The sequence below is a fragment of the Actinomadura atramentaria DSM 43919 genome (assembly GCF_000381885.1).
Classification (GTDB): Bacteria; Actinomycetota; Actinomycetes; order Streptosporangiales; family Streptosporangiaceae; genus Spirillospora; species Spirillospora atramentaria.
In genome coordinates, this window is sequence record NZ_KB907213.1 from 358,207 (window position 1) to 377,522 (window position 19,316).

The 19,316-nt window shown below is 72.4% G+C and carries 20 protein-coding genes; 11 read left to right on the forward strand and 9 right to left on the reverse strand.

From position 1 onward, the window contains the following. Positions 1-41: 41 nt before the first annotated feature. Positions 42-1,721 (reverse strand): serine/threonine-protein kinase, encoded by a 1,680-nt coding sequence (locus G339_RS36155; RefSeq protein WP_051107864.1) that lies wholly within the window; start codon positions 1,719-1,721, stop codon positions 42-44. 249 nt (positions 1,722-1,970) lie between these two features. Here G339_RS36155 and hemL point away from each other — a divergent pair, with 249 nt between their 5' ends. Beyond that, entirely contained in the window at positions 1,971-3,263 is a 1,293-nt protein-coding gene (gene hemL, locus G339_RS0117190; protein WP_084693284.1) for a glutamate-1-semialdehyde 2,1-aminomutase, read from the forward strand. Between the two features lie 42 nt (positions 3,264-3,305). Continuing rightward, positions 3,306-4,310: a LysR family transcriptional regulator gene (locus G339_RS34090; protein WP_033323307.1), complete on the forward strand. Its 1,005-nt coding sequence runs from the start codon at positions 3,306-3,308 to the stop codon at positions 4,308-4,310. 378 nt (positions 4,311-4,688) lie between these two features. On the opposite strand, the gene G339_RS0117200 is transcribed toward G339_RS34090, so the two are convergent. Both G339_RS0117200 and G339_RS36830 read right to left on the reverse strand, forming a co-directional pair. Next, positions 4,689-5,492, reverse strand: a complete 804-nt coding sequence (locus G339_RS0117200; RefSeq protein ID WP_019632318.1) for an SAM-dependent methyltransferase — start codon at positions 5,490-5,492, stop codon at positions 4,689-4,691. A 187-nt stretch (positions 5,493-5,679) separates the two neighbouring features. Next, positions 5,680-6,324 (reverse strand): hypothetical protein, encoded by a 645-nt coding sequence (locus G339_RS36830; RefSeq protein ID WP_019632319.1) that lies wholly within the window; start codon positions 6,322-6,324, stop codon positions 5,680-5,682. A gap of 403 nt (positions 6,325-6,727) precedes the next feature. On the opposite strand from G339_RS36830, the gene G339_RS36160 reads away from it, so the two are divergent. Further along, positions 6,728-8,566, forward strand: a complete 1,839-nt coding sequence (locus tag G339_RS36160) for a serine/threonine-protein kinase (RefSeq protein WP_051107865.1) — start codon at positions 6,728-6,730, stop codon at positions 8,564-8,566. Here G339_RS36160 and G339_RS0117215 read toward each other — a convergent pair whose 3' ends face one another. Continuing rightward, the gene (locus tag G339_RS0117215; RefSeq protein WP_019632320.1) at positions 8,567-9,271 is read right to left on the reverse strand and encodes a helix-turn-helix transcriptional regulator; all 705 of its coding nucleotides are present in this window, start codon (positions 9,269-9,271) and stop codon (positions 8,567-8,569) included. Positions 9,272-9,614: 343 nt separating this feature from the next. On the opposite strand from G339_RS0117215, the gene G339_RS0117220 reads away from it, so the two are divergent. The 6 genes from G339_RS0117220 to ccsB are packed head-to-tail and all read left to right on the forward strand — an operon-like array spanning position 9,615 to position 15,047. Next, positions 9,615-10,229 carry a hypothetical protein gene (locus G339_RS0117220; RefSeq protein WP_019632321.1) on the forward strand — a complete coding sequence of 205 codons (615 nt, stop codon included), beginning with the start codon at positions 9,615-9,617 and terminating at the stop codon, positions 10,227-10,229. A gap of 51 nt (positions 10,230-10,280) precedes the next feature. Then, positions 10,281-10,919, forward strand: coding sequence for a histidine phosphatase family protein (locus tag G339_RS0117225; RefSeq protein ID WP_019632322.1), 639 nt, complete (start codon positions 10,281-10,283; stop codon positions 10,917-10,919). A 45-nt stretch (positions 10,920-10,964) separates the two neighbouring features. Then, entirely contained in the window at positions 10,965-11,552 is a 588-nt protein-coding gene (locus tag G339_RS0117230; protein ID WP_026341540.1) for a TlpA family protein disulfide reductase, read from the forward strand. A 19-nt stretch (positions 11,553-11,571) separates the two neighbouring features. After that, the gene (locus G339_RS0117235; RefSeq protein ID WP_019632324.1) at positions 11,572-12,312 is read left to right on the forward strand and encodes a cytochrome c biogenesis CcdA family protein; all 741 of its coding nucleotides are present in this window, start codon (positions 11,572-11,574) and stop codon (positions 12,310-12,312) included. Between the two features lies 1 nt (position 12,313). Next, on the forward strand, positions 12,314-14,041 hold the full coding sequence (gene resB / locus G339_RS0117240) for a cytochrome c biogenesis protein ResB (protein ID WP_019632325.1): 1,728 nt from the start codon (positions 12,314-12,316) through the stop codon (positions 14,039-14,041). Positions 14,042-14,045: 4 nt separating this feature from the next. Next, positions 14,046-15,047 (forward strand): c-type cytochrome biogenesis protein CcsB, encoded by a 1,002-nt coding sequence (gene ccsB / locus G339_RS0117245; RefSeq protein ID WP_019632326.1) that lies wholly within the window; start codon positions 14,046-14,048, stop codon positions 15,045-15,047. A 45-nt stretch (positions 15,048-15,092) separates the two neighbouring features. Here ccsB and G339_RS0117250 read toward each other — a convergent pair whose 3' ends face one another. Further along, positions 15,093-15,404, reverse strand: coding sequence for a PLDc N-terminal domain-containing protein (locus G339_RS0117250; protein ID WP_019632327.1), 312 nt, complete (start codon positions 15,402-15,404; stop codon positions 15,093-15,095). A 115-nt stretch (positions 15,405-15,519) separates the two neighbouring features. Here G339_RS0117250 and G339_RS0117255 point away from each other — a divergent pair, with 115 nt between their 5' ends. Together G339_RS0117255 and G339_RS0117260 are read left to right on the forward strand one after the other, a co-directional pair. After that, positions 15,520-16,512, forward strand: a complete 993-nt coding sequence (locus G339_RS0117255) for a hypothetical protein (protein ID WP_019632328.1) — start codon at positions 15,520-15,522, stop codon at positions 16,510-16,512. A gap of 34 nt (positions 16,513-16,546) precedes the next feature. Next, on the forward strand, positions 16,547-16,807 hold the full coding sequence (locus G339_RS0117260) for a hypothetical protein (RefSeq protein WP_019632329.1): 261 nt from the start codon (positions 16,547-16,549) through the stop codon (positions 16,805-16,807). Positions 16,808-16,880: 73 nt separating this feature from the next. Here the strand turns inward: G339_RS0117260 and G339_RS0117265 are convergent, their stop codons facing one another. The 4 genes from G339_RS0117265 to G339_RS0117280 form a co-directional block, all read right to left on the reverse strand. After that, positions 16,881-17,087: a BldC family transcriptional regulator gene (locus G339_RS0117265; RefSeq protein ID WP_019632330.1), complete on the reverse strand. Its 207-nt coding sequence runs from the start codon at positions 17,085-17,087 to the stop codon at positions 16,881-16,883. Between the two features lie 311 nt (positions 17,088-17,398). Next, a complete protein-coding gene (locus tag G339_RS36835; RefSeq protein WP_019632331.1) occupies positions 17,399-18,622 on the reverse strand; it encodes a ThiF family adenylyltransferase in 1,224 nt (407 codons plus the stop codon). After that, the gene (locus tag G339_RS0117275) at positions 18,615-18,809 is read right to left on the reverse strand and encodes a hypothetical protein (RefSeq protein ID WP_157407789.1); all 195 of its coding nucleotides are present in this window, start codon (positions 18,807-18,809) and stop codon (positions 18,615-18,617) included. The genes G339_RS36835 and G339_RS0117275 overlap by 8 nt, the downstream gene beginning before the upstream one ends. 34 nt (positions 18,810-18,843) lie before the next feature. Continuing rightward, positions 18,844-19,296, reverse strand: coding sequence for a hypothetical protein (locus G339_RS0117280; protein WP_019632333.1), 453 nt, complete (start codon positions 19,294-19,296; stop codon positions 18,844-18,846). Positions 19,297-19,316: the final 20 nt, after the last annotated feature.

A 19,316-nucleotide genomic window follows, 5' to 3' on the forward strand; every position in this document is an offset into this window, starting at 1 on the left:
GGTTCCCGCGCTTGGCGATCGGGTCGGCGGCCGTCCTCAGATCAACGCGGAGCGCTGATCGTCACCTTGCGCCCCCAGCTCCCGTACGTCGTCTGGTACGCCTGCGTGCGGGCCTTCGGAGTGCCGTACGTGCGGAAGACGACGCGCAGCGGGCGGCCTGCGCGGTCGAGCTGGACCGTGTAGACGACCTCCTTCGCGCCCGTGCGGCGCGCGAGGTCGGTGAAGAGGTCGCCGACGCCCTGAACCTGCGCGAGCTTGGCGATCGGCGCGGTGCCCTCGTAGCCCTTCGCGGTCCGGCGGAACGCCGTGCTGGACCGCAGCAGCGCCGGGACGTTCGCCACCGACGACCCCTGCCGGATCTGCGCGGCGAGGCCCGAGTAGCCGTGCGCGCGCGGATCGTAGGCGACCGACCGCCACTTCCCGCCCGCGCGCAGATACGTCGTGTCCTTGATGACGATCGACTTCCCGGCCTTCTTGGTGCCGCCCGAGCCCGCGACCGTCATCGAGTACGAGGCGGGCGCGGCGTCCAGCAGGCCGAGCGTGCCCTGCGCCGTCGCGGCGCCGCAGCAGCCGGTGCGGTGGAAGGTGAACGTCGCCCCGGCGGGCCGCGCGACGGCCTGCTCGACGCGTCCGGCGAGCGACGCGGCCTCGGCGAGCGCCGGGTCCACGGTCGGGACGGGGGAGGGGCTGCCCGACGTCGCGGGCGACGGCGGCGGCGTGTCCTTGCCGCGGTTGAGGGAGACGACCGCGCCCGCGATGCCCGCCGCGACGACGAGCGCCGCCGCGACCGCGATGAGCGGCTTCGCGCGGCCGCCGCCGCGCGCCGGGGCGGTCACGGCGTTCTTCCCGGACGAGCGCGTCTTGGCGGGCGCCGGCTCGGGGGCCTTGCTCGCCTGCTCGGCCAGCTCGGTGATGCGGCCCCGGCCCTGCGCCTCCCACGACGGCCCGTAGGCGGCGACGGCGGCCTCCTCGACCGCGCCGAGGAAGTCGGCGGCCGACGCGGGCCGCTTCTCCGGCTCCTTCGCCAGGCCCTGCCCGATGATGTCGCGCAGCGGTCCGGGCACGTTCTCGACGGGGATCGGCGCCTCGCGGTGCGCCTTGGCCAGCGACCGCCCGGTGAACGGGGGCGCGCCCGTCAGGCACTCGTAGAACACGGCCGTCGCGGCGTACAGGTCCGACGCGACGCCGGCGGGAGCGCCGTTCCACAGCTCCGGGGCGGAGTAGGCGGGGCCGCCCTGCGCGGCGTCGCCGGACGGGGTCATGCCGAAGTCGGTGAGCAGCGCGTTGCCCTCGCCGTCCACGATGACGTTGGACGGGCGCAGCGCCCCGTGGACGATCTCCTTGTCGTGCGCGGCGGCCAGGCCGAGCAGCATCCCGCCGAGCACCGAGAGCGCCGCGAGCGGACCGGTCGGCCCCTGCGCGGTGAGGATGCGGCGCAGTGTCACGCCCTCGGCGAAGTCCATGACGACGGCGCTGCCCTGCGGCGTCTCCATCAGGTCGAACAGGTCGACGACGTTGGGGTCCTCAAGCTGGGACAGCCGGCGCGCGGTCATCCGGTACCGCGACAGGAAGACCTCGTCGCCGTCCAGCCGGGAGTCGAGGTACTTGATGGCCACCTTGCTCTGGGTGACGTCGTCGATCGCCAGCACCACGCGGCCGGCGGCGCCGCCGCCCAGATCCCGTGCGTACGTGAAGCCCGGAACCGTCCAGCCGTTGACCACGTGCGAGCCATCCCCTCCGCTTACGGCCGGCGCCGCTGCGCACCACCGACGCCGCGCCGGGCGTCGATATCCCTATTTCCGGTGCGTTCCATAATGGCCCACCCGAACGGGGTGGACACTCTCGTTGCTGGACTATAGGCCCGTAGCGGGCGCGGTCAAGGCAAGTCACCGAACTGCAACCGGCTCCGTCCGGAGCGTGCGCGCAGGGTCGTGTCCCGGCTGCGGAACGGCACTGGAAGACTGGTCGCCGTGACTTCCACCGAACGTTCCCAGGACCTTTTCGCACGAGCGGAGCGGGTCGTCCCGGGCGGGGTGAACTCGCCGGTGCGGGCCTTCCGCGCCGTGGGCGGCACGCCCCGGTTCATCACGTCGGCGCGCGGCCCGTACCTCACCGACGCCGACGGCAACGAGTACGTGGACCTCGTCTGCTCGTGGGGCCCGATGATCCTCGGGCACGCGCACCCGGCCGTCGTCGAGGCCGTCCAGGGCGCGGCGGCGCGCGGGACGTCCTACGGGACGCCGACGCCCGGCGAGGTCGAGCTGGCCGAGGAGATCGTCGCGCGGGCGCCCGTCGAGCGGGTGCGGCTCGTCAACTCCGGCACCGAGGCGACGATGTCGGCGATCCGGCTCGCGCGCGGCTTCACCGGCCGGGCGAAGGTCGTGAAGTTCGCCGGCTGCTACCACGGGCACGTCGACTCCCTGCTCGCCGCCGCCGGGTCGGGCGTCGCGACGCTGGCGCTGCCGGACACGCCGGGCGTCACGGGCGCGACGACGGCGGACACGATCGTCCTGCCGTACAACGACGTCGCGGCCGTCGAACTCGCGTTCGCCGAGTACGGACACGAGATCGCCTGCGTGATCACCGAGGCGGTGCCGTGCAACATGGGCGTCGTGCCGCCGCTGGAGCACTTCAACGAGCTGCTGAAGTCGCTGTGCGAGCGCAACGGCGCGCTGCTGGTGATCGACGAGGTGCTGACGGGGTTCCGCGCGTCCGCCTCGGGCTGGTACGGCATCGAGGGCGTCGCGGGCGACCTGGTGACGTTCGGGAAGGTGATGGGCGGCGGGCTGCCCGCCGCCGCGTTCGGGGGCCGCGCCGACGTCATGGACCGGCTCGCCCCGTCCGGACCCGTCTACCAGGCCGGGACGCTGTCGGGGAACCCGCTCGCGACGGCGGCCGGGCTCGCGACGCTGCGCAACGCGACGCCGGAGGTCTACGCGGCGATCGACCGCGCCGCCGGGATCGTGTCCGCGGCCGCGTCGGAGGCGCTGACGGCGGCGGGCGTCCCGCACCACGTGCAGCGCGCCGGGAACCTGTTCTCGGTTTTCTTCGCAGACGGGCCGGTACGGACGTTCGAGGAGGCGCAGCACCAGGACTCCCGCGCCTACGCGGCGTTCTTCCAGGCGGCGCTGGAGCGCGGCGTGTACCTGCCGCCGTCCGCGTACGAGGTCTGGTTCCTGTCGGCGGCGCACGACGATGCCGCGCTGGACCGGATTCTGGCGGTCCTTCCGGACGCCGCCCGCGCCGCGGCGGCAGCCGTTTAGAAACTCGTAGAATATCGGTTTTTCGCGATTTAGTATTGCTTCATGCTGGATCTGGAACGACTGCGGGCGTTGCACTCGGTCGCGACCTACGGTTCGGTGAGCGCCGCCGCCGACGTTCTCCACGTCACGACGTCGGCGGTGTCGCAGCAGCTCGCCAAGCTGGAGCGGGAGACCGGGCAGAAGCTGCTGGAGCGGCATGGGCGCGGCGTCCGGCTGACGGACGCCGCCGAACTGCTCGTCGAGCATGCCGAGAACATCCTGTCGCTCGTCGAACGCGCCCAGGCCGACCTTGAGGCGCACCGGGGCGCCGTCGTGGGACGGCTGACGGTCGCGGCGTTCGCCACGGCCGTCCGGGGCCTGGTCCCGGGCGCGCTGCGCGGCCTCGCGGTCGACCACCCGGACCTGCGCGTGCAGGTCCGCGAGGCGGACCCGATGCAGTCGATGCCGCTCGTCGCGCGCGGCGACCTCGACATGGCGGTCGTGCAGGACTGGAACAACCAGCCGCTCCCGCTTCCCGAAGGGCTCCAGAAGGGCCTGATCGGCGACGACGTCGCGGACGTCGCGCTGCCGCCCGGGCACCCGCTGGCGGACCGCGCGGAGATCTCCCTGCGCGAGGTGGCGGGCGATCCGTGGATCAGTTCCTCGCCGGACAGCATCTGCTGCGACTGGCTGATCCACACGCTGCGGTCATTCGACTCCGAGCCCCGGATCGTCCACATGGCGTACGAGATCCCGACGCAGCTCGCCCTGGTCGCGGCGGGCCTCGGCAACACGATCCTGCCGCGCCTCGGCCGCACCGGGACGCCGACCGAGGTCGCGGTCGTCGCGGTCCGCCCACAGATGGTGCGCCGCGTCTACGCGGTGTGGCGCGAGGAGGCGGCCCGCCGCCCTGCGATCCGCGCGGTCCTGACGGCCCTGCGCGCCTCCGCGGCCACCGTCCTCGGCCCCACCGCCCTGATCGGCCGCGACGTGCCCGCGGACGCCCTCGCACTCACCGGCGCCGCACACCACGCCCCGCGCCCGTCCGAGGCCCCCGCCGTATCCTGACGGGCGTTCCTAGCACGGCACGCGCGCATGGGACGCCGCGCGAGCGGCCCGTACGGCCCGCTCCTGCGTGACGGCTGTGCCTTCCGCTGCTGCGTGACAGCCGTGCGGCCCGGCCTCCGGGCTACCCGAGCGGGCCTTTCCGTGCGTGATTGGCCGGGCAGCCTGCTCGGGTGGCTTTTCCGTGCGTCCTGTCCGTGCGTCCTGTCCGTGCGTGAGGGGCCGGGCGACCTGCTCGCGCCGGGATAGCCCCACAGGATTGCGCCGTTCCTCGATAGGCCGTGCTGCATCGCCGCATCGCAGGACGGTACGGATCGGCGAGGCGGGACATGCCGGGGACCGAACTGCGGGCAGCTTGGTCCCCGGGCGGGCGTGGCCCTGTCAGGCGTTGACGCGGGCGACGGCGGCGTAGAGGTACTCCGTCTGCGGGCCGGACTCGCCGTAGGCGGGCCGCCAGCTCCACGGGCGGACGAGACCAGGGTCCTGGACATCGAAGCCGTCGAAGAACGACTCGATCTCCGCGCGCGGCCGGAACACGATCGGGCTCGTGGCGTTCTTGTAGGCGTCCGTGACCTGGCCGATCTTCTCAGCGGACGGGCCATCGGTCGTGAGGTGCGAGAGGACGAGGTAGGAGCCGGGGCAGAGCCGTTCGTGGAATGCACGCAGGATTCCCGCCGGGTCCTCGTGGTCGCTGATGAAGTGGAAGAGTGCGACCGACAGCAACCCGACCGGACGCGAGAAGTCGATCAACTCTCCGAGCTGCGGGTTCTCCAGAATTCCCGCCGGGTCGCGGACGTCGGCGGTAATGATCGTCGTTGTGGCGTTTTTGGCGAGCAGGGCGCGGCCGTGTGTAAGCACGATCGGGTCGTTGTCCACGTAGACGACGTGCGCGTCGGGAGTGACCTCCTGCGCGATCTCGTGGACGTTGCCCCTTGTCGGAAGCCCCGTCCCGAGGTCGAGGAACTGGTCGATCCCGGACTCCGCCAGGAACCGCGTCGCCCGCTGCAGGAAGAGCCGGTTCTCCCAGACGATGTCGTGCGTCATCACCTTCCCGACGGCGGCGTCCACCTTCGCCGCCGCCTCGCGGTCGACGGCGTAGTTGTCCTTGCCGCCGAGGAAGTAGTCGTACATGCGCGCAGGCGAGGGCTTGTTGAGGTCGAAGGTCGAGGACGGGTCGTGGCTCATGCGGCTTCCTCGGGGTGCGGGGCGGGAGTCCTGACCATGATCGCCGAAGTCGGTCAAAGATGGCCGGACATCACCGAGCAATCCCAAGTTTTCGGGCCGCCCGGTCGTTGACCGTTCCGGACCGGGCGGCAGGAGCCGTCTGCGGTGCGAGCCGCCCGATGCGTCGGACCCTCCGCGCACCGCGCAGCTACGCGGCCCGGGGAGAGATCGGCAGTTGCAGGAAGATGCGTTCCATCGTGAGCACTGTCTTGCTGGAGTACGGCCGCCAGGCGGTGCCCATGAGCGGCCCGAGATGAACGGGCTTCCGCCTCTGCGGCTCGACGCTCGACGCATCGCCGTCGGACTGCCCACTCGCCGCGCGTGCTTGGATCGACGGAGGCGTAGTGCATGGTGCGTCGCCCCCTTCGACAGAGCATCGAACCGCAGCCGACGCCTGGGCCGGCTCGGGCACCGCCTGGACGGCCTTCGGCTGAGCCACGTCATCGCTCGCTGGTCCGGAAGTACCCGAGATCGCAGGAGCCGCCTCGGTGGGACTCGGAGCCAGCGGCCTGGCGGGTGGCCGGACGTTCTTCGTGCGCCGTTCGGTGGTCTCGATCACGATGGGAGCACTCTCCCCACCCCGGCGGGAGTATTCGACGATGCGGAGAACTAGGCGCGTCAGGTATCGCACGCTGCGCAGGACGACCCCGCTGCGGTTCAGCTCCCTGACCTCCGTCAGGCCGCCCTTGTTGACCACCTCGACCCGGCGGCCGATCCGGTCGGCGCGGATCGTGACATGCTCGGTCCTTCCAGCGTCGCCGACGGCGATGATCTCGATGCTGTCTCCACGCATGGCTGGCTGGCCCTTTCGCTCTGGACGTCGGTTCCGGCTCAAGCAGACCGGACCTCGACACCCGTCCGCACACTCGCACCCAGCCTGTGGATAACTCCCTGTCGATGCGCCTCAAGGCTGGTCACCGAGGCCGGGCGCATCATCCGCTCGGCGTTCACGTGGAGATCGAGGTGGTTGTCCAAAACGCGTCAGAGACGGGGTGCTGGACGTCGCATTGGGTCGCTGGCAACGCGCCGTCCGGTCCGAGACGCGCGCGCGTCGTGGTGGCCATTTCGTGACGTTCTCGGTACGTCTGGGCATTGTCGGGGGCGAACTTGGGCCGGGCCGGAGACGTCCCATCGAGGGCAGAAGGTGATCTTTCGCCGGTGTGGGCGGAGGGCTGCGCGTGGAAGGTTGCGGGCGGATGGGCGAGTGGCGTGTTTCGGGCTTCACCGAGGTGCGGGAGTTGGGGGCCGGGGCGCAAGGGCGCGTGGTGCTGGCGCGGGATGAGACGTCAGGGTGGCCGGTCGCGGTGAAGTACGTGGCCGACGCGGTGGACCGCGAGCGGTTGCGGCATGAAGCGCGGATGCTGGCGCAGGCCGACAGCCCTTACATCGCGCGGTTGTACCGGCTGGTTGAGAGCAATGAGGGCGCAGCGATCGTCATGGAGGCGGTCGACGGTGTGCCGTTGAAGACGTTGCTGGAACGGCACGGGGCGCTGGGGCCCGAGGCGGCGTTGAGCGTGTTGAAGGGGTCGCTGCTCGGATTGGCGGCGGCGCACTCGGTCGGCGTTGTGCATCGCGATTTCAAGCCGGCGAACATCGTGGTGCCGGGGGACGGACGCAGCCGCCTGGTGGATTTCGGTATCGCGGTTCCGGCAGGTGAAGTGTCCGGAGGCGCGGGGACGCCCGCGTACATGGCTCCGGAGCAGTGGGAGCGCGGACGGGCAACGCCTGCCACGGACGTGTACGCCGCGACATGCGTGTTCGTGGAGTGCTCGGCGGGCGAGAAACCGTATCGCGGTTCGTTGGGGGAGCTGCGGGCGGCGCATCTGTCGGCACCGGTGCCGGTGGATGCGGTTCCCGAGCCGCTGCGGGCGCTGGTGGCGGCGGGAATGGCCAAGGAACCGGGGGAGCGCCCGGAAGGCGCTGCGGTATTCGTCCAAGAGCTGGAACGCGTCGCCCGGGCGGCGTACGGAGACGACTGGGAGCAGCGCGGTATTCGGACGCTCGCGGGCGCGGCTGCGGCACTGGCGGCTCTGTTCCCCCTGGCCGCGTTCATCGGAACCGGAGGGGCGGCGGCGGGCGGTGCAGCGGCAGCAGGCGGGGCCGCGGCAGGCGGTGCGGCGGCCGGTAGCGCGGCGGCGGGCGGCGCGGCGGCCGGGGGAGCCGCTACAGCGGGCGGCGCATCGGGTGCCGCGTCAGGTGTCGCCGCTGCGGGCAAGACACTTGCAGCCGCCGGGGCCGCCAAGGGATTCCTCGGAGGGACGGGCGGGATCGTTGCGGCGGCGATCGGCGCGACGGTCGTTGTCGGCGGTGGAGTCGTCGTCGCGACGCAGGTCGTCAAGCGTGATCCCGAGCCTCGTCCGACCGCCGTGCGAACGACACCGGTTGCCGTCGTGAAGCCGGTTTCCTGCAAGTTGAGTGGGCCGATCGGGGAGCCGTCGGGGTCGTCGACGCCGCCGCAGACGGCAACCCTGCCGCGCCAGGTGCGGCTCCCGGCCGACGCGGCCGTCTACTACACGCCGGACAAGCAGTTCGTGATCGGGCCGAAGGGCGTTGCCTGCGAGAAGTCGATGGGCGCGGCGAACAGTTCGGTGAACATCGGCAGCGAGAGCACGCACATGGTGTCGCTCTTCAACATGGCGTCGATCGGAACGATCTACGATGCGCAATGCACCTATTTCCCCGACTCGCCCGAGGCGGCGAAGGCGCGCCGGGAAAAGAGTGACTGCGGCACACCGCTGGGCGACCGTGAAGTACTTCTGACCGGCGGAACGAAGACGCGGGCGGTACTCGCTCCCGAACCGCCCAACGGCATCACGCCGGGCGGGCCGTTCGTCTCGGCGACGCTCGCCATGATGAGCAATGGCCTGCCCATCTCGTTGACCTGTGCGATGCCGTGGAACCAGCGGGACGTTTGCGTCGCCGCCTTCACACATCGGTTCGCGCAGGGCACGGCTGGGACTGGTATTTCCGATGCCGACTTCGACCGCGTCGCACAGCAGATCACCGCGTTCGTGGACCGCGCGAAGTACCAGTAACTACAGCAACGACCGCAGCGTCTCGGCGCGGCGGACGCGGTCGGCCAGGTCGCGGTCGAGGTCGGTGAGGGCTCGGTGGGGCGCGGGGCCGCGGACTTCGGCGGCGCGGACGCGGTTCAGCCGGAAGCCGCGGCCGGCCCGCCGCGTCCTGCACCAGCCGACGAGGTACCAGGCGCCGTCCACGGAGAGCAGGCCGCCTGGCTCGACCTCACGCTCGCTCTCCTCGCCGGAAGCCGCCGCGTACCTGATCCACAGCACCCGCTCGTCGGCGACGGCCCGTTCGACGGCGGCGAGCACATCCGGCCGGGTCGCGGACGGCAGCACGTAGATCCGTTCGGCGAATGCCCGGACTTCGTCGGCGTTGGCCGTTCCGAGGACTCCGGCTAGCTTGCGCATCGCAGAGCGCCCGGCGGCCGAGAAAGGGGAGGTGCCCTCGGCCCCTGCGAGCGCCGCCGCGACGGCCAGGGCCTCGTCGGCGGTCAGGTTGACGGGCGGCAGCGCGGCGGCGCGGTCGATGAACCAGCCGCCGTGCCGGCCGGACTCGAAGCGGACTGGCGAGCCCGTCTCCGCAAGCGCCTGCAGATCGCGCTGGATGGTGCGCCGCGAGACGTCGAACCGGGCGGCGAGCCAGTCGACGGTCCGGGGACGGGGTGCGGCGGCGCGCAGCTCGTCGACCAGCGCGTACAGCCGTTCGGTGCGGTTCACGGGCGGCCCCGGGGGGAGCTGGGCATGATCGCAGACTAAGCGCTCGCGGCGAAGTGCGGCCGCGGCGTCCCATCCACCGGGCTGCCCAGCGCGCCGCGGGCGAACGCGTCCTGCGCGGCGAGTTCGCGGCGCGCGATGGCCCTTCCCGTCCTACCACGCCCCGCCCGCCATACCGCGCCCCAACGCACCGGCCCCTATGCATGGCCCCAACACACTGCGCAGCGCTGCACCGCGCAGCGCCATACGGCATCGGTGAGACACCATGTCGTGATCTGCGGTGTTGTGCCGGTGCGGGGCGGGCGGTGCGCGCGCGGGGTCGTGGCGGGTTTGGGAGCATGGGCGGATGATGTTCGAGCTGGTCGTCTGGCATGTGCCCGCGCCGGTCGGTGTCGCAGAGGCCGCGGCGGCGGACCTCGCGGCGCTCCCGGCGTCCCCGCGTGTTGAGGCGTTCGCCGCGGAGTTGGCGCGCGCCGCGCCGGACGCGGCCGTCGCCGCGCCCGGGTCCCGGTACGCGCGCGTCCGCATGACGCCCGAACGCGTCGACGAGATCTCGCCCGAGGTGTACGCCCTGGCCCGCGAGCACGGACTGATCGTCTACGACCCCGAGCGCGGGCTCGTCCACAACCTGGAGCCGCTCGGCGTCCACGAGGGGATGCAACTGCACACCGGCGACGGGCTGGTCGTCGCCGACCCGGATCTGGGACTGATCCACGACGCGCTGGGCCGGCTCGGCCCGGCGAGCCCGTTCGCGGCGCTGGTCGTCTTCGGTCGCCACTTCGTGCAGACCTCGCCGGAGGACGGCGTGTTCGAGCTGGAGTACAAGGACAGCGTCCGCGGCGTCCTGAGCCGGACCACCGCGTCGGGCCTCGACGACGTCCGCCGCGCGTTCCGCGAGTACGCGATCGGGGACGACGCGTTCCTCGCCCGCCACGACTGGACGCGCGTCCCCGTCGGCTGACCGGCCCGCGCCGCCGGGGCACCGGCGCGGCGCGGGTACCCTGGCTCCGCCATGACTGACACGACGATCGTTCACCTCCTGCGCCACGGCGAGGTCCACAACCCCGACGGCGTGCTGTACGGGCGGCTGCCCGGCTACCGGCTCAGCGAGGACGGCGTCCTCATGGCGAAGGCCGCCGCCAAGTGGCTCGACGGCCGCGACGTCACGGCGCTGTTCTCCTCGCCGATGCAGCGCGCGCTGGAGACGGCCGCGCCGCTCGCGGAGACGTTCGCGCTGCCGGTGACGGTGGACGAGCGCCTCATCGAGGCCGCGAACCACTTCGAGGGCCTGACGTTCGGCGTCGGCGCGGGCTCGCTGCGCCGCCCCGAGCACTGGCGGCACCTGGCGAACCCGTTCCGCCCCTCGTGGGGCGAGCCGTACACCGAGCTGGCCGCGCGGATGCGGTCGGCGGTGATCCGCGCCCGCGACGCGGCGCGCGGCCACGAGGCGGTGTGCGTCAGCCACCAGCTCCCGATCTGGATTCTGCGGCTGCGCGCCGAGCACCGGCGGCTGTGGCACCACCCGGGCCGCCGCGAGTGCGGGCTGGCGAGCGTGACGAGCCTGACGTTCGAGGGCACCCGGCTCGTCGAGGTCGCGTACGCGGAACCCGCCGCGGGGCTCGGCACCGGGCCCGGTGTCGCGGGCGCCTGACCCGGCCGCTAAGTTGAGTACTACGTCTTGTAGTAGGAGGGTCCGTTGAGCCCCCGAATCTCCCCCGTGCGCGCGGCCGCGGGCGTCGTCGCGCTGTGCGGCCTCCTGGCCGGGTGCGCCGGGACGAACGCCGCGAGCGACCCGGGCGACAACGGCAACCGGTTCATCTCCGGCGACGGGAACGTGCAGAAGATCGCGGCGGCGAAGCGCAAGGCGCCGCTGGAGGCGTCCGGCACGACCCTCGACGGCAAGCCGGTGAAGCTCTCGGAGCTGCGCGGCAAGGTCGCGGTCGTGAACTTCTGGGCGTCCTGGTGCGCGCCGTGCCGCGGCGAGGCCACCTCGCTCCAGCAGGTCTACGACGAGAACAAGGACAAGGGCGTCGCGTTCCTCGGCGTGAACTTCAAGGACGCCAAGGAGAACGCCCGCGCCTTCGACCGCCGCTTCAAGATCACCTACCCGAGCGTGTTCGACGGCGACGGCCAGATCGGGCTGGCGTTCCGCGACGTCCCGCCGAACGCGATCCCGAGCACGCTCGTCCTGGACCGGCAGGGCCGCGTCGCGGTCCGGATCATCGGCGCGACCACGTACTCCAAGCTCGGCCCGCTCGTCGCGGCGACGCTGGCGGAGAAGTGACCCCGGCCGCGCGGTCGCGATGAGCGTCGGGGAGACGGTCTCGGGGGGCTCGCTGCTGGCGGCCGCGCCGCTGGCGGCGCTGGCCGGGCTGGTGTCGTTCGCGTCGCCGTGCGTGCTGCCGTTGGTCCCCGGCTACCTGTCGTACGTGACGGGCATGACCGGCGCGGACCTCGCCGAGCAGCGGCGCGGCCGCCTCACGCTCGGCGTCGCGCTGTTCGTCGCGGGCTTCACGGCCGTGTTCGTCGCACTTGGGACGGTCGCGGGCGGGCTCGGCCACTGGCTCGCAGAGTACACCGATCCGATCAGCCGCGTCCTCGGCGCGATCACGATCGTCTTCGGCCTCGCGTTCATGGGGCTGATCCCCGGTCTGCAGCGGACGGTGAAGTCCGGGCGGCTCCCCGCGGCCGGCCTGGCGGGCGCGCCGCTCCTCGGCGCGCTGTTCGGGCTCAGCTGGACGCCGTGCATCGGCCCGACGCTCGCCGCCGTCCAGACGCTCTCGTTCAGCGAGGGCAGCGCCGGTCGCGGCGCGCTGCTGTCCCTGGCGTACTGTCTGGGGCTCGGGGTGCCGTTCCTGCTGGCGGCCCTGGCGTACCGCCGCGCGCTCGGCGCGTTCGGCGTGGTGAAACGGCACTATCCCCTGGTCATGCGGCTCGGGGGCGGCATGCTCGTGCTGATCGGCGTCCTGCTGGTGACGGGCGTGTGGAGCGACCTGACGATCGAGCTGAAGTCGTGGATCAGCGGCTTCGAACCGGTGATTTGAGATGACGGAGACACAGGAGACCGAAGCCGGCACCGAGCGCCCCGCGGCGCGCGTGCCCGCCGAGGAACTGCCGCGCCCCAAGGGCATCGGCCCGCTCGGCTGGCTGCGCTGGGCGTGGCGGCAGCTCACCACGATGCGGACGGCGCTCATCCTGCTGTTCCTCGTCGCGCTCGGGGCGGTGCCCGGGTCGATCCTGCCGCAGCGCGGCCAGGCGCCCGAGAAGGTCACGAAGTACTTCGACGACCACCACACCCTCGCGCCGTGGTTCGACCGGCTGTCGCTGTTCGACGTGTTCGGCGCGCCGTGGTTCGCGGCGATCTACATCCTGCTGTTCGTGTCGCTGGCGGGCTGCGTCCTGCCGCGCGCGCTGCACCACTACCGGGCGATGCGGGCCCGGCCGCCCGCCGCGCCGCGCAACCTGCGGCGGCTGCCGCAGTCCGCGGTGTTCGAGACGGACGCGTCGCCGGAGGACGTCCTCGACCAGGCCCGCGCGGCCCTGCGCCGCCGCCGCTTCCGCACCGACCCCGGCGCGGGAACGGTCGCGGCCGAGAAGGGCTACCTCGGCGAGACCGGCAACCTGCTGTTCCACCTGGCGCTGCTCGGCCTGCTGTTCGCGCTCGGCGTCGGCAACCTGTTCGGCTACAAGGGCGACATCCTGCTCGCCGAGGGCAAGACGTTCGCCAACGGCCTCAGCAACTACGACCAGTTCTCGCCCGGCCGCGCGTTCGACACCGACGAGCTGGCGCCGTTCTCGATCAGCCTCGACGACTTCCAGGCGAAGTACGAGCTGGAGGGCGATAAGCGCGGCCAGGCCACCTCGTTCCTCGCCAAGATCCGGTACAGGAAGGACCCGTCCGCGCCGGAGAAGCCGTACGACCTCCAGATCAACCATCCGCTGAAGGTCGGCGGCGCGAAGGTGTACCTGCTCGGCCACGGGTACGCGCCGCAGTTCACCGTCCGCGACGCCAAGGGGCAGATCGCCTACCAGGACGCGGTGCCGTTCCTGCCGATGGAACCGCGCAACCTGACATCCGAGGGCGTCATCAAGGCCCCCGACGCGCAGCCCGACCAGCTCGCGTTCTACGCGATCCTCTGGCCGACGGCGGTCGCGTCCGAGGACGGCAAGCAGATCCTGTCGGCGTTCCCCGGCCCGATCCGGCCCGTCATCACCATCACCGCGTTCAAGGGCGACATCGGCCTGGACTCGGGCAACCCGCAGTCGGTCTACAAGCTCGACGGCATCGGCAAGACCCTTCAGCCCGTCAAGGGCGGGCAGAAGCTGCTGGAGCCCGGCGAGACGTTCAAGCTCCCCGACGGCTCCGGCTCGGTCACGTTCGACGGCCTCAAGGAGTGGACGACGCTGTCGGTCAACCGCGACCCGGGCCGGCTGCCCGCGCTCGCCGCGGCGATCCTCGCCGTCGCGGGACTCGTCGCGTCGTTCATGGTCCGACGCCGCAGGGTGTGGGTCCGTGCGGGCGCCGGAGAGGGCGGGCGTACCGTGGTGGAGGTCGGCGGGCTCACCCTGGGCAACCCGACGGCGGAGTTCGACGACATCGTGGCCGCGCTGCGCGGCGACCGCGCCGAGGACGCGCCCGACGCCGCGGACGCGACCGAGGACGAGCCGAGCACCGAGGACGGAACGGCGTCCGACGCCGCCGAGTCCGTGAACGACGCCGCCGGACGCGGCTCCGAGGCCGGACCGGCCGCCGAATCCGAATCGAAGGAGTGACGAGGTGGACACTGCCGACCTCGCGAACCTGAGCGACAAGCTCATGTTGACGACCGTCGTGCTTTACATCGTCGCGATGGTCTCGTACGCCGCTGATCTCGGGTTCGGCCGCCGTCGGGCCGCCGCCGAGGCGCAGCGCACGGCGGCGCGCGCCGAGAAGAAGGCGGACGCGAAGGTGCTCGTCGGCGCGGGCGCCCCCGCCGACGCGGACGCCGGCGCCGCGACGGCCGACGACGCCGAGCCGCCCGCGCCCCGGCGCGGCACCGACTGGGCGCGGCTCGCAGTGGCGCTGACCCTGCTCGGCTGGGTCGCGCACTTCGGCGTCATCATCACCCGCGGCCTCGCGGTGTCCCGCTGGCCGTGGGGCAACATGTACGAGTTCCTGACCGCCATCGCGTTCGCCGCCATGACCGGGTTCCTGCTCGTGCTGTGGCGCTTCAAGGCCCGCTTCCTCGGCGCGTTCGTCACGCTGGCCGCCGTCATCGCGCTCGGCGTCGCGAACATCTGGCTGTACGACTCGGCCGGCCCGGTCTCCCCGGCGCTGAACTCGTACTGGATCGCCATCCACGTCACCGCCGCGATCATCGCGACGGGCGCTTTCACCGTGGCGGGCTGCTCCACGATCCTGTACGTCCTGCGCGAGCGCCGCGACGCCGCCAAGGCGGTGGACGCGCCGGGCGGGTTCTGGTCGCACGTCCCGTCCACCGAGGACCTGGACCGGCTCGCGCTGCGCGTCACCACGTTCGCGTTCCCGGTCTGGACGGCCGCGATCATCATGGGCGCGATCTGGGCGGACGACGCGTGGGGCAGCTACTGGAGCTGGGACCCCAAGGAGATCTGGTCGTTCGTCACGTGGATCATCTACGCGGCGTACCTGCACGCGCGCGCGACGGCGGGCTGGAAGGGCCGCAAGGCCGCGATCCTGTCGCTCATCGCGTTCGCGGCGCTGCTGTTCAACTTCTTCGGCGTGAACTACATGTTCTCCGGGATGCACTCCTACGCCTGACCGCGCGGGACGGCGGGACGGGCCGCGCGGCCCGTCCCGCCGTTGTCAGTCGTCCTCGCCGTGCAGACGGCGGTCGAGGGCCCGTAGGAACTCGGGGTCGTCGTCCGGCCCGCGCGGGGCGGGCCCGGCGGACGCGGCCCCGGACGGCCACAGCACGCCCTGCCGCGCCGCCGCTTCGGGCCGGGGCCGGCCGAATCCGAGCCACAGCACCGCACCCGGAAGAAAGCCGAACAGCGTCACCAGGAACCATCCGAACTTGGGCAGATGCCGCACCTCCCGCTCTTCGGTCGTGATGACGTCGAAGAGGCAGAACAGCCACACTCCGACGATGACCAGGGCGACCAGCGCATACGCCATGATGCGAGGGTAACCCCTGACATGCGGGGGTGACGCCGCATCCGGCGGGGGCTTACCCTGCCTCGGAGGCCCGGACGCCCGACTCTCGCGGGGGGCCGCCTGGAGAGGGAGCCCGATGCGCTTCAAAGGCATCCACCGCAAACCGCGGGAGACGCGGTGGCGCGACCTCGGCCGCGTCGGCGATGCCGGGCCGGACACAGGCCCCGTCGATGCCGCCCCCGGTGACGCGCCGCGCGCTCCCGCGTCGCCCGGCCGGCACGCCGAGCCGCGCTCGCTGCGCCCGCGCGGCAGCCAGCCGCGCGACCGGTTCGGCCGGTTCCGCAAGGCGGGCCGCGACGACGACTTCGCGCTGCGCGCGGCCGCCGACGCCCCGGCGGAGCCCGCGCGGCCCCGGTTCGGCCGGCGCGGCGCCCCGCAGCAGCAGCGCCGCGCCGAGTGGTGGCGCGACTACGAGCTCGAAACCGTGCTGCCCCGCACCGAGCCGCGTCCGCCCGGCGCGCCGCACGCCGCCGACGGCCGCCGCCACTGCGGCGTGCTCGAACGGGTCCTGCACCGGCAGTGGGACGCGCGCCAGGGCCCGCCGCCCGCCGAGGTCGTCCGCGCGGTCGAGAGCCTGGCCGGGCTGCCCGACCGGCTCAAGGAACTCCTGGCGGGCGGGCTCGACGGCATCTACGTCGGCGCGGGCGGCGTGCCGCGCCTGGACGACATGGGCCACCTGGCCGGGCGTCCGCTGCCGTCCGGCCGCGCGACGTGGGACATCTGCGCGGGCGCGTACGGCGACGGGAAGATCGTGGTCGGGGACCGCCCGTCCCCGACCCCGGACGTGATGCTGCACGAGGTCGGGCACGCGCTCGACGACATCGACGGGGAGCCGGGGACGTGGCAGTCCGACAGCGAGGCGTTCCGCGCCCTCTACGACCTGTGCCGCCCGCACCTGGCGAGCGACTTCCACCTCCAGGGCGACGCGCTCGGGCGCCGCGAGTTCTTCGCGGACGCCTTCGCGGCGATCTCCTCCCGGCAGCGTCCGGCGCTCGTGGATATGCTCGCCGGCAACATACGGGTGGCCCTGGAGGTCATGCTGTTCTTCAACCGGAGATACGGAATCTGACGCGGCGCGACGATCGGTACGGAGGTGATCGGCGATGTACGTGATCCGGCTGCCCGACGGCACGCTGCGGGTTCCCCACGGCGTCCTGTCCGAGTCCGGGCACGACGCTGCCGAGGGGCGGATCATCGCCCAGGCGTATGTGGAGATCGGGCCCGACGATCCCGACTACGACCGACTGCTGGCCGGGTCGCTGACCGAGGCCGAGCTGGAGGAGAAGCGGCGTCGGTGGCGGGACGAGGACGGGGATCTGCAGCGCGCGTTCGAGGAGTGGAAGGCGAGCCGGGCCGAGGACTAGCGGCGGCCGCCGGGCGCCGGTCCGGAGCCGGGACGCGTGGGCCGCCGGTGCGGCTGCGGCCCGTCCCGGTTCCTCAGCGGACCGAGGGCTCCGCGCCGACGGGCTCGTCCCCGCGCAGCAGCGCGTGTACCTCGGACTCCCGGAACCGGCGGTGCCCGCCGGGCGTCCGGATGCTGCTGATGCGTCCCGCCGCGGCCCATCGGGTGACCGTCTTCGGGTCGACCCGGAACAGGGCCGCGACCTCCCCGGGAGTCAGCAGCCGTTCGCTCGTGCTCTCCACGTTTTCTCTCCCCCTTTGTCCCGCTCTCGGTGCGGGTGGACTGTTTCTAGTGTGGCGGCTCGCGACCAGTTTCTCCCTTGTTTTCGGAAAACATCACGCTATGTAGTTTTCCGAGCTGGCGTGATGACAAGGGGTGAACGCCACTTTGATGGCCACAGTCACGTCATTCTCTCCCGCCACGGCCGGTGCGGCTCGGCGGTGGAGCGGGACGCCTGCGGAGAATAGCGCCTGGAACCAATCAGCGGGGTGCCGGACGTGCCGTTCCGCGTTGCGCCGCGACCCGTCCGGCCGTCGATTCGTCCGGCCGCCCCTCAGCCCGACGGCGGCCGCGGATCGGCCGCGAATAGCGCCTCGACCTCGGGGTCGGCGTCGCCCTCCTGCCACTGCGGTTTACCGCACGCCGCGCAGTCGGGAAGGCGGTTCAGCAGTACCCCGTACCAGCGGAGCACCGTCTGCCCGTCGACGCCGTTGCCCAGCGGCGCGAGGCCCGCGTGCGCGAACTCCCGCCGGTTGATCCACTGGTGGATCGGCGCGGCCAGGTCCGCGGCGAGGGAGTCGAAGACCTCCGCCTCACCGGTCAGCAGCTCGACGAGCGCGAGCTTGGCCATCATCAGTGCGATCGGCACGATGTCGGTGGACAGGCCGGGCTGCGGCGCGACCTCGCGGTCGGTGTAGGAGACGCGGGCCGCGCTCGTCGCGCTGCTGATCTCGTTGTCCGCCGCGGACTCGGGCAGCGCCTGGACGAAGCATTGGTAGCACGGCGTCAGTCCCGGGATCACCCGCTGGACGAGCCCGCCGTACGCGCGGCGGTGGACGCCGCCGAGGATCATCGGGACGTCCGCCGCCAGGCACAGCCCGTTCACCAGCAGGCGGCTCTCCCGGTTGTCGGTCGCGCAGATCACCAGATCCGCCTCCGCGACGAACGCGCGGACGGCGTCGAGCGTGCCGCCCTCGACGCGCAGGTCGCTCGTCGCCACGCGCGCCGCCGGATGGTGCGCCAGGACGACGTCGCGCATCGCGTTGACCTTCAGCCGTCCGACGTCGCCGAGGCCGCACTCGTGCCGCGACACGTTGCCGGGTTCGAGGCGGTCGTGGTCGAGCAGCAGGAACCGCCCGACGCCCGCCTTCGCCAGCTCGCGGGTGATGAACGAGCCGCCCGAGCCGAGGCCGAGCACCGCGACCGTCTTCCGCGCCGCCGCGTCCGTCCCGAGAACGCCCTGGACGCGGGCGGACGCGGCGCTCCCGGCGAGCAGCGCCGTCGCGCCGACCCGCTCGCCCGGCGGCCCGCCCGGCGCGACCCGGTGGACGCGCACGCCGTCGCCCTCCGGCCAGCCCACCAGCGACGGGCCGGGGTCGTCCAGCCGCCAGTCGAAGCCGGGCGGCGCGGGCAGCAGCAGGACGTCCGTGCCGGGCGCGCCGTCCACGACGCCGAGGTCGCCCAGGTCGCGCGGCGTCAGCGCGAGCCGCGCCGGACCGCGCGCGGCGAGCGCGAGCGCCGCCGCCGTCACGGTGACGTGCCGGGGGAGCTCAGGCATCGCCGAACGCCTTCATGTCCTCGACGTCCATCTCGGGGATCTGGTCGGCCGACCGCTCCCCGGCGGACTGCACCTCGAACTTGCCCGTCCGGGGATTGAGGACCATGCGCTTGCCGGCCGGGGGAGCGCCCGTGCGGTTCGTCTCCTCGAGGAAATCGCGGATGTCGGCGTGCCGATCGCTGGCCATGATCATTGCTCCTTGTCTCGTCCGTGGGGACGCGTCAGTTGAAATCGAGGAGGAAGCTCTGCAGCGGCCTGCCGTCCTGCAGATGGCACTCGTAGGCGACCGTCCACAGCAGCGCCTTGCGGATCACCTTGACCAGCGAGTGGTCCGCCGACCAGAACTCCGGCCGGTAGGTGCAGATCTTCGTCCAGCCGGGACGGTCGGTTCTCCACAGGTGCATCGCGTGACTCGTGCCGTAGGAGTCCAGCGTCCGGCGGCCCCGGTAGTCGCGCAGCGGCGTCGGATAAGTGATGTAGGTGTGCGGGCACTCGTTCGGGTAGCCCGGCGGCACCTGGACGTGGAACTGGTAGTAGCTCTCGGTGTTGCTGTACCAATGACCGGCGACGTACGTATCGCCGGTCGGGTCGTGGAAGCGGAAGTCGGGGAAGTACGCGCGCAGCGCCGCGACCTCGTGGGCGAGGCGCCTGCGCTGGTTGACGTCCCAGGGCACAGCAGGTCTCCTCCGGACAG